Origin of the sequence: Klebsiella sp. 2-CIP_Kleb. (assembly GCF_050378715.1) — a bacterium.
Taxonomy (GTDB): Bacteria; Pseudomonadota; Gammaproteobacteria; order Enterobacterales; family Enterobacteriaceae; genus Klebsiella; species Klebsiella quasipneumoniae.
The window spans coordinates 1,633,251-1,643,407 of the sequence record NZ_JBNRLG010000001.1; the positions used below are offsets into that span (position 1 = coordinate 1,633,251).

Annotated in this window: 8 protein-coding genes and 2 rRNA genes; 6 read left to right on the top strand and 4 right to left on the bottom strand. The window is 57.0% G+C overall.

The annotated features are described in order from the left end of the window. Window positions 1–276: 276 nt before the first annotated feature. Window positions 277–966: a uracil-DNA glycosylase gene (gene ung, locus ACQUTP_RS07895; RefSeq protein ID WP_004201816.1), complete on the top strand. Its 690-nt coding sequence runs from the start codon at window positions 277–279 to the stop codon at window positions 964–966. A 55-nt stretch (window positions 967–1,021) separates the two neighbouring features. On the opposite strand, the gene ACQUTP_RS07900 is transcribed toward ung, so the two are convergent. Then, window positions 1,022–2,092, bottom strand: coding sequence for a tRNA/rRNA methyltransferase (locus ACQUTP_RS07900; RefSeq protein ID WP_004201815.1), 1,071 nt, complete (start codon window positions 2,090–2,092; stop codon window positions 1,022–1,024). Between the two features lie 203 nt (window positions 2,093–2,295). On the opposite strand from ACQUTP_RS07900, the gene trxC reads away from it, so the two are divergent. From trxC to ACQUTP_RS07925, 5 genes are all read left to right on the top strand, one after another. After that, window positions 2,296–2,721 (top strand): thioredoxin TrxC, encoded by a 426-nt coding sequence (gene trxC / locus ACQUTP_RS07905; RefSeq protein ID WP_002914091.1) that lies wholly within the window; start codon window positions 2,296–2,298, stop codon window positions 2,719–2,721. 69 nt (window positions 2,722–2,790) lie between these two features. Next, window positions 2,791–3,489: a tRNA-uridine aminocarboxypropyltransferase gene (tapT, locus tag ACQUTP_RS07910; protein WP_032456473.1), complete on the top strand. Its 699-nt coding sequence runs from the start codon at window positions 2,791–2,793 to the stop codon at window positions 3,487–3,489. 34 nt (window positions 3,490–3,523) lie between these two features. Then, window positions 3,524–6,175, top strand: coding sequence for a bifunctional acetate--CoA ligase family protein/GNAT family N-acetyltransferase (locus ACQUTP_RS07915; protein WP_023318891.1), 2,652 nt, complete (start codon window positions 3,524–3,526; stop codon window positions 6,173–6,175). A 120-nt stretch (window positions 6,176–6,295) separates the two neighbouring features. Beyond that, complete coding sequence (gene pssA / locus ACQUTP_RS07920) at window positions 6,296–7,651, top strand: CDP-diacylglycerol--serine O-phosphatidyltransferase (RefSeq protein WP_004201812.1); 1,356 nt, start codon at window positions 6,296–6,298, stop codon at window positions 7,649–7,651. Between the two features lie 41 nt (window positions 7,652–7,692). Next, window positions 7,693–8,016, top strand: coding sequence for a YfiM family lipoprotein (locus ACQUTP_RS07925; RefSeq protein ID WP_004201811.1), 324 nt, complete (start codon window positions 7,693–7,695; stop codon window positions 8,014–8,016). 3 nt (window positions 8,017–8,019) lie between these two features. On the opposite strand, the gene ACQUTP_RS07930 is transcribed toward ACQUTP_RS07925, so the two are convergent. From ACQUTP_RS07930 to ACQUTP_RS07940, 3 genes are all read right to left on the bottom strand, one after another. Beyond that, the gene (locus ACQUTP_RS07930) at window positions 8,020–9,318 is read right to left on the bottom strand and encodes an MFS transporter (protein WP_085845888.1); all 1,299 of its coding nucleotides are present in this window, start codon (window positions 9,316–9,318) and stop codon (window positions 8,020–8,022) included. A gap of 432 nt (window positions 9,319–9,750) precedes the next feature. Next, a 5S ribosomal RNA gene (gene rrf, locus ACQUTP_RS07935) occupies window positions 9,751–9,866 on the bottom strand. A gap of 94 nt (window positions 9,867–9,960) precedes the next feature. Further along, window positions 9,961–10,157 (bottom strand): 23S ribosomal RNA (locus ACQUTP_RS07940); the annotation flags it as partial.

Here is a 10,157-nt window from a genome sequence, read left to right on the forward strand (position 1 = left end):
CCTCTTCGCGGCCAATTGGTAAAACCATTGTTGTATGAGTGTATATATATCAGCCGCACCTTCGGCATTCTTTGATGTAAATCAATAAAAACCACTCACTCTAAGTGGGTATGCAAGGATTTTATTGTTTTACATCAAGTTACGCCATGCGCTGCTATAAATAATTTTGTAAATTTTCAATTTTTTTTGCATGAAGGCCCGCGTTGAGCCGTGCCGATTTTATTCTGTAGAAAGAAGCCGTTAAGCTATAGCAATGACCCTTTGCAGGAGAGCAAGATGACCACCCCTTTAACCTGGCATGACGTGCTGGCGGATGAAAAGCAACAACCCTATTTTCTCAATACTCTGAAGACCGTCGCCGAAGAGCGCCAGTCCGGGATCACCATCTATCCACCGCAAAAAGACGTCTTCAATGCGTTTCGCTTTACCGAACTGGGCGATGTCAAAGTCGTCATTCTCGGCCAGGACCCCTATCACGGCCCGGGGCAAGCCCACGGTCTGGCGTTCTCGGTTCGCCCGGGCGTCGCCATCCCGCCCTCGCTGCTAAATATGTACAAAGAGCTCGAGGCCACTATCCCTGGCTTTACCCGCCCTACCCATGGTTACCTGGAAAGCTGGGCGCGCCAGGGAGTGCTCCTGCTGAATACGGTCCTGACCGTCCGCGCCGGGCAGGCGCACTCGCACGCCAGTCTCGGCTGGGAAACGTTTACCGATAAGGTAATCGCGTTAATCAATGAGCATTGCGAGGGAGTGGTCTTTCTACTGTGGGGCTCCCATGCACAGAAGAAAGGCGCGATTATCGATCGCCAGCGCCACTGCGTACTGAAGGCGCCGCACCCGTCACCGCTCTCTGCACATCGCGGCTTCTTTGGCAGCAACCATTTCGTGCAGACCAATCAGTGGCTGACCGAGCGCGGCGAAGCGCCGATTGACTGGATGCCGGTCCTTCCCGCCGAAAGCGAGTGATCAACAGCCATAAAAAAGCCAGCATCAGCTGGCTTTTTTTATTCAGGGACAGGTATTACGCCTTGTTCTGACGCCACCACTCCGCCAGCAGAACGCCGGTCGCCACAGAGACGTTCAGGCTTTCGACATTGCCGGTACCATCGATGGCGACGCTGAGGTCCGCGCTGGAGATCGCTGCATCCGACAGGCCATCGCGCTCCTGGCCTAACACCAGCACCATTTTCTTCGGCAGCTCGGCTTTAAACAGCGGGGTACCATTATGGCTGGAGGTCGAGACAATCGCGTAGCCCGCCTGACGGAATTGATCAAGAGTATCGATGAAGCTGTCGCCGGTGATCGGCTCAACATGTTCCGCACCGCCTTCCGCCGTACGGATCGCCGCGCCGGACTCCAGCACGCCGGCATCCTGAACCACAACGCCCTTCACGCCGAAGTGCGCGCAGCTGCGCATGATCGCCCCGAGGTTGTGCGGGTTACCCACGTCTTCCAGCGCCAGAACGCAATCTTCTTCTGCGGCCTTCGCGACCCACTGGGCAACAGAGGTGCCGTGCCGTTTTTTGATCAGGAAGCAGACGCCGCCGTGGTGATCGGTCCCGGAGGCTTTCGCCAGCTCGGCTTCATCAACCACATGATAGGCTTTACGGTTAGCCGCCATCCAGCGCAGCGCCTCTTTAAAACGCGGCGTCACGCTCTGGATAAACCAGGCGCGGACAATAGCTTCCGGGCGGCTCTGGAACAGGGCCTGACAGGCGTTTTCACCATACACGCGGGTCTCTTCCGCGCGCTGGCGACGCAGCACTTCCGGATCGATAAAACTCTTCCCGCTGATCCCGCCGTGATCTTCTTTTACCGGGGTCTCATCGCCAGGGGCGCGGGAAACGGTACGCCACGGGGACGCATCGTCACGATGAAAATCATCGCGCTTGCGGTCATCGCGTTTACGATCGTCACCGCGGCTGTTTCGTTCGTCACGCGCAGGGCGGCTGCGGCCGTCAACACGAGATTTTCCTGGACGACCTCCCCCTTTCCCGGTACGTGGGTTATGGGTGCGTTTGTCAGAATCATCATCACTGCGGACATACATCACTTTGACCTTGCCGCTTTTATTTTTCAGTTCGTCGCTCATCAATTTTCTCCACCTGCGCTGCGCGAAGCGCGCAGATTACCCGATGTGTCATCGCTTCGCCATGATTTCGTTTAAAAGCCGGCCTCTATTGCACTCATCGAACAAAACGCATTGTCCTTAAATAACACTTAATCGATAATATGTAACATCACAGAAACATATCGGCCACGTGCCACGTTGCAACCCATAACCAGAGGTTAGTTATGAATACCGTTTGTGCCAGTTGTCAGGCTCTGAACCGCCTCCCGGACGATCGTAGCGCGGATGGCGCAAAGTGCGGACGCTGCGGTCACGATCTTTTTGACGGCGACGTCATCAACGCGACCGGGGCAACGCTGGATAAACTCTTAAAGGACGATCTGCCGGTCGTTGTTGATTTCTGGGCGCCATGGTGCGGTCCCTGCCGTAGCTTCGCGCCGATCTTTGAAGACGTTGCGGAAGAGCGTAGCGGGAAGATGCGCTTTGTGAAAGTTAACACCGAAGCGGAACGTGAGCTTAGCGCACGGTTTCGTATCCGCAGCATCCCGACCATTATGATGTTCAAAAATGGCGAAGTGATCGACATGCTCAATGGCGCGGTGCCAAAAGCGCCATTTGATAGCTGGCTGAACGAAGCCGGACAGCAGTAATCCTTCCGGGGCACCGCTTGTGCCCCGTTTTAGCCTCTGCGACAATAGCGCTTTTCATTAGCGACTCCCATGACTGATAACGCTGTCCTTCGCCTGCGCGCCGAACGTCTCGCGCGAGCCACCCGCCCTTTCCTTGCGCGCGGTAATCGCATCCGCCGCTGCCAGCGCTGTCTGCTGCCGCTCAAGCAGTGTCTGTGCGCCACGTTAACGCCGGCGCAGTCCACCAGCCGCTTTTGCCTGGTGATGTTTGATACGGAACCGATGAAGCCCAGCAACACCGGTCGGCTCATCGCCGATATTCTGCCGAATACCGAGGCTTATCAATGGTCGAGAACCGAGCCGCCGCAGGGGCTGCTTGACCTGGTCGCCCATCCCGATTACCAGCCGATGGTGGTGTTCCCCGCCTCCTACGCCGGGCCGGAGCGCCAGGTCCTGAGCGCGCCGCCGTCTGGCAAACCGCCGCTGTTTATCATGCTCGACGGCACCTGGACCGAAGCGCGTAAAATGTTCCGTAAGAGCCCTTATCTGGACGCGCTGCCGATAATCTCCGTCGATCTGTCCCGCATCTCAGCCTACCATCTGCGCGAGGCGCACGCCGATGGACAATATTGTACCGCGGAAGTGGCCATCGCCCTGCTGGACCTGGCGGGCGATGCACCGGCCGCCGCAGCGCTTGGCGAACACTTCACCCGCTTCCGGACCCGTTACCTGGCGGGAAAAACCCAGCATAAGGGCAGTATCACAGCGGACCAGGTGGAAAACGTTTAAAATCATTCGGTCACTGGGATGAAAGGAGACCGGTATGAGCCAACGAGGCCTGGAAGCACTGCTGCGACCAAAGTCCATCGCCGTTATTGGCGCATCAATGAAACCGCAGCGCGCTGGCTATCTCATGATGCGCAACCTGCTAGCCGGTGGCTTCAATGGCCCGGTGCTGCCGGTGACCCCCGCCTGGAAGGCGGTGCTCGGGGTGCTGGCGTGGCCCACCATCGAGAGCCTGCCCTTTACGCCGGATCTGGCGGTACTCTGTACCAACGCGCGGCGTAATCTCGAGTTGCTTGAAGCCCTGGGGCAGAAAGGCTGCAAGACCTGCATCATTCTTTCTTCGCAGCCTGAGCAGTATCCGGCGCTGCTGGCGTGCGCCACCCGCCATCAGATGCGCCTGCTCGGCCCCAACAGTCTCGGCCTGCTGGCGCCGTGGCAAGGGTTGAACGCCAGCTTTTCGCCGGTGCCGATCCATCGCGGTAAACTGGCCTTTATCTCGCAATCGGCTGCCGTCTCCAACACCATCCTTGATTGGGCGCAACAGCGCGAGATGGGGTTTTCCTACTTCATCGCGCTGGGTGATAGTCTGGATATAGATGTCGATGACCTGCTGGACTTTCTGGCCCGCGACAGCAAAACCAGCGCCATTTTGCTCTACCTTGAGCATCTCAGCGACGCGCGCCGGTTTGTTTCCGCCGCGCGCAGCGCCTCGCGAAACAAGCCGATCCTGGTGATTAAAAGCGGCCGTAGCCCCGCGGCGCAGAAGCTGTTGCACGTCAACTCCGGGATGGATCCGGCATGGGACGCGGCCATCCAGCGTGCTGGTCTACTGCGGGTCCAGGATACCCATGAGCTCTTCTCCGCTGTAGAAACCCTGAGCCATATGCGCCCGCTGCGCGGTGAAAAACTGATGATCGTCAGCAACGGCGCGGCGCCGGCGGCGCTGGCGTTGGATGAGCTTTGGCTGCGTAACGGTAAGCTGGCGACCCTCAGCGAGGAGACGCGCGACGCCCTGCGCCAGGCGCTGCCGGGCGGCGTCGAGATCGCCAACCCACTGGATCTACGCGATGACGCCAGCAGCGAACATTATCAGCGGGCGGTGAATATTCTGCTTAACAGCCAGGACTATGACGCGCTGCTGGTGATCCACTCTCCCAGCGCCGCCGCGCCGGGCACCGAGAGCGCCCTGGCGCTGATCGACGCCCTGAAGCACCATCCGCGTGGCAAATATGTCACCGTGCTGACCAACTGGTGCGGCGAATTCTCCTCCCAGGAGGCGCGACGGCTGTTCAGCGATGCCGGCCTTCCCACCTACCGTACGCCGGAGGGGACCATCACCGCCTTTATGCATATGGTCGAGTACCGCCGTAACCAGAAACAGCTACGCGAGACCCCCGTGCTGCCGGACTCGTTAACCGCCAATACCAGCGAGGCGCATGCCCTGCTCCAGCAAGCGATCGATGACGGCGCCACCACGCTGGATACCCACGAGGTCAGCCCGGTACTCCGGGCCTACGGCATCCACACACTGCCAACCTGGATCGCTGCTGACAGCGCGGAAGCGGTGCATATTGCTGAGCAGATAGGCTATCCGGTTGCGTTGAAGCTGCGTTCCCCGGATATTCCGCACAAATCAGAAGTACAGGGGGTCATGTTGTATCTGCGTACCGCGGCAGAAGTGCAGCAGGCAGCGGATGCGATGATCGATCGCGTCAGGCTGGCCTGGCCCCGGGCGCGCATTCATGGCCTGCTGGTGCAGAGTATGGCCAATCGCGCCGGCGCCCAGGAGCTGAGAGTGGTGGTTGAGCACGATCCTCTCTTCGGCCCGTTGATTATGTTGGGCGAAGGCGGCGTGGAGTGGCGGGCCGAGGACCAGGCCGCCGTGGCGCTGCCGCCGCTGAATATGAACCTGGCGCGTTATCTGGTGATCCAGGCGATCAAAAATAAGAAGATCCGCGGCCGCAGCGCATTGCGACCGCTGGATATCGCGGGCTTAAGCCAGCTGCTGGTTCAGGTCTCGAACCTGATCGTCGACTGCCCGGAGATCCAGCGCCTGGATATTCATCCCCTGCTCGCCTCCGGCAACGAGTTTACGGCGCTGGATGTTACCCTTGGGCTTGCACCCTTCAGCGGCGACAGTGAAAGCCGTCTCGCTATTCGTCCCTATCCGCACCAGCTGGAGGAGTGGGTGGTGATGAAAAATGGCGATCGCTGTCTGTTCCGGCCGATCCTGCCGGAAGATGAACCGCAGCTGCTCGCGTTTATCGCCCAGGTCACCAAAGAAGATCTCTATTATCGCTATTTTAGTGAGATCAACGAATTTACCCATGACGACTTAGCCAATATGACCCAGATCGACTACGATCGAGAAATGGCGTTTGTCGCCGTCAGGACCACCGCGGAACAGAGCGAGATCCTTGGCGTGACGCGGGCGATCTCCGACCCTGATAATATTGATGCCGAGTTTGCTGTGCTGGTCCGTTCAGATTTGAAAGGGTTAGGCCTGGGCCGAAGGCTGCTGGAAAAGCTGATCGCCTATACGCAAAGCCATGGCCTGCAACGGCTGAATGGGATTACGATGCCGAATAACCGAGGCATGATCGGCCTCGCCAGAAAGCTGGGATTCACCGTTGATATTCAGCTGGAAGATGGGATTGTCAGTCTGTCGCTGCCCCTGAATCAGGGATAATCGCGCGACGCTGACCGCAATTGTTGACCACATTAGCGGGTAGTAATGGTATTATTGCCCGCTTACGTCGTCTGCATGGTACAGAAGACCCTTCAATAAACAGAGAAGAAACGCACTGTGATGTTGTCAAAATTTAAGCGTAATAAACATCAACAACACCTTGCCCAACTCCCTAAGCTTTCTCAGTCAGTTGATGATGTAGAGTTCTTTTACGCCCCTGCGGATTTCAGGGAAGCGTTACTGACCCGGATTGCCAACGCCACTCAGCGTATATGCATTATTGCGCTCTACCTGGAGCAAGATGATGGCGGAAAAGGAATTTTGCAGGCCCTGTATGACGCCAAGCGTCAGCGTCCGCAACTGGATGTTCGCGTCCTCGTGGACTGGCACCGCGCTCAACGTGGCCGTATCGGCGCCGCCGCCTCCAACACCAACGCCGACTGGTATTGCCGGATGGCCACTGAAAATCCGGGCGTAGAGATCCCCGTTTACGGCGTGCCGATTAACACCCGGGAGGCGCTCGGCGTTCTCCATTTCAAAGGCTTTATTATCGATGACTGCGTCCTCTACAGCGGCGCCAGCCTGAACGATGTTTATCTGCATCAGCATGATAAGTACCGCTATGATCGCTATCAGTGCATCCGAAACGGCAAAATGGCGGACGTCATGTTTGACTGGGTCGACAATAATCTGGTTCAGGGACGCGGTGTGAATCGTCTCGACAGACCGGATCGGCCAAAAAGTCCGGAAATCAAAAACGACATTCGCCAGTACCGTCAGGAGCTCCGCGACCGCAGCTACCATTTTGTCGGCACCGCCGGTGACGAAGAACTCTCCGTCACCCCGCTGGTAGGCCTGGGGAAATCCAGCCTGCTGAACAAAACTATCTTTCACCTGATGCCCTGTGCCGAGCACAAGTTAACGATCTGCACCCCCTACTTCAACCTTCCTGCCGTGCTGGTAAGAAATATCATCCAGCTGCTACGCGACGGTAAACAGGTGGAGATTATTGTCGGCGATAAAACCGCTAACGATTTCTATATTCCCGAAGATCAGCCGTTTAAAATCATCGGCGCGCTTCCTTATCTGTATGAAATCAACCTGCGGCGTTTCCTCAGCCGGCTGCAGTATTATGTGAATACCGATCAGCTGATCGTCCGCCTGTGGAAGGATGACGATAACAGCTACCACCTGAAAGGCATGTGGGTTGATGATGAGTGGATGCTGCTCACCGGCAACAACCTTAACCCGCGCGCCTGGCGACTCGATCTGGAAAATGCCATTCTGATCCACGATCCAAAGCAGCAGTTGGGGGCCATGCGGGAGAAAGAGCTGAAGCTCATCCGCACCCACACCACGGTGGTGAAACATTATCGGGATCTGCAAAGTATTGCCGACTACCCGGTGAAAGTGCGTAAACTGATCCGCCGACTGCGGCGGATCCGCATCGACCGGCTGATCAGCCGTATTCTCTGACAATCAGCCCCGCCTCGACGGGGCTTTTTTCTGGAAGCACTATGCGTACGATAATCGTGATTGCTTCGCTGATGTTAACGGGCTGCAGCCACATGGCAAATGATGCATGGTCCGGTCAGGACAAAGCCCAGCATTTTCTGGCCTCGGCGATGCTGTCTGCCGCGGGCAATGAATATGCGCAACATCAGGGTTACAGCCGGGACCGCAGCGCCGCTATCGGCCTGATGTTTTCTGTCAGCCTCGGCGCCTCAAAAGAGCTTTGGGACAGCCGCCCGGCAGGGAGCGGCTGGAGCTGGAAGGATTTCGCCTGGGATGTAGCCGGCGCGACCACCGGCTACGCTGTGTGGCAACTGGCGCACCAGTAGCGGCTAAAGACGCAGGCCTTTGCCCTTGCGATGCAGCATCAGGGAGACCAGGAAGGCGATGGCCGCCATCACCGTTACGTACCAGTAAAAAGCGTGCTCTATCCCCGCCGATTTAAGCGACAGCGCGACATACTCCGCCGAGCCGCCAAACAGGGCATTCGCGACGGCATAGGAAAGCCCTACCCCAAGCGCACGAACCTGCGCCGGGAACATCTCGGCCTTCAGGATGCCGCTGATCGAGGTATAGAAACTGACAATCAGCAAGGCGCAGATCACCAGGCCGAAGGCAGAATAGGGGGAGCTCACTTTTTGCAAGGCGCTCAGGATAGGCACGGTAAATAATGTCGCCAGTACGCCAAAGCACAGCATGGAGGTACGGCGGCCTACTTTATCCGAAAAAGCGCCGAACAGCGGTTGAACCAGCATATAAACGAACAGCGCCGCAGTCATGATCACGCTGGCGGTGCTGGCCGTCATTCCCGCCGTGTTGACCAGATACTTTTGCATATAGGTAGTAAAGGTATAAAAGGTCAGCGATCCGGCGGCGGTAAAGCCCAACACCATCACGAAGGCCCGGCGATTACGCCACAACCCTTTAAATGAGCCAGCCTCTTTCAGCGCCCGGGTCTCCTGCTTTGAGGTTTCGTCCAGCTGGCGACGCAGCCACAGCGCGACGATGGCCAGTACTGCCCCGAGAGCAAAAGGAATACGCCATCCCCATGCATGCAGATCTTCGTCGCTCAGCACCTGCTGGAGCGCCACGACCACTAATACCGCCAGTAGCTGTCCGCCAATTAACGTGACGTACTGGAAGGAGGCGTAGAAGCCTTTCTTTCCTTCAATCGCCACTTCACTCATATAGGTCGCGCTGGTGCCATATTCTCCCCCGACCGACAGCCCCTGGAACAGACGGGCCAACAGAAGCAACGCCGGAGCCCAGGTGCCGATGACTGCATAGCCCGGCAGGCAGGCAATTACCAGTGAACCAAAGCACATCATGCAGACCGAAATAAGCATGGACGTTTTACGTCCGCGGCGGTCAGCGATCCGACCAAACAGCCAGCCACCGATAGGACGCATCAGAAATCCGGCGGCGAATACGCCTGCCGTTTGTAAAAGTTGAGTGGTGGTATTTCCGGATGGAAAGAAGATATGGGCAAAATAGAGCGAGCAGAATGAGTAGACGTAAAAATCAAACCACTCAACCAGATTTCCCGAGGAAGCGCCAACAATTGCCCAAATACGACGACGGGTGTCAGCCTGCTCCGGCGCGGCCCGTTCGGTAATGCTACTCTCTGTCATTGTTATATTGCTCCAGCAAAGACTGCAATCTGTCTTGTCGGGCGTACCACGTCACGCAGACAAATTAGTTAGTAAACTAAATGTTATATAATTGTTATATCTTTATATGTGATTGCATTCACATTTTTTTTCGCAAGCACGGTTTTCGCGATCAACGCCAGCGCAGGAGCAAGGAAAAAGTGGATTATGGCGAAGGGATTGCCACGACGGGGTTTTATGTTGCTTTGAATGAAGATGATGAGGGAGATATGGTGGGATTTTCGCCGGAGGCGGTGCTGAGCCCCCCTGGCCGGGCTACCGGGGCGTGGCCCCATGTCGGACCCGTAGCCCCGTAAAGCGCAGCGCCACCGGGGAGGCATGCCGGCATTCTCGCCGGATGACACAAACGCAAAAAAGCTCAGCCTTCCGACTGAGCTTTCTGCTTTATTTGATGCCTGGCAGTTCCCTACTCTCACATGGGGAGACCCCACACTACCATCGGCGCTACGGCGTTTCACTTCTGAGTTCGGCATGGGGTCAGGTGGGACCACCGCGCTAGTGCCGCCAGGCAAATTCTGTTTTATCAACACGTCCTGCGGACGCATCGACTAATCTGTATCAGCTGAAAATCTTCTCAAATCGCCAAAACATCTTCGGCGTTGTAAGGTTAAGCCTCACGGTTCATTAGTACCGGTTAGCTCAACGCATCGCTGCGCTTACACACCCGGCCTATCAACGTCATCGTCTTTAACGTTCCTTCAGGAGACTTAAAGTCTCAGGGAGAACTCATCTCGGGGCAAGTTTCGTGCTTAGATGCTTTCAGCACTTATCTCTTCCGCATTTAGCTACCGGGCAGTGCC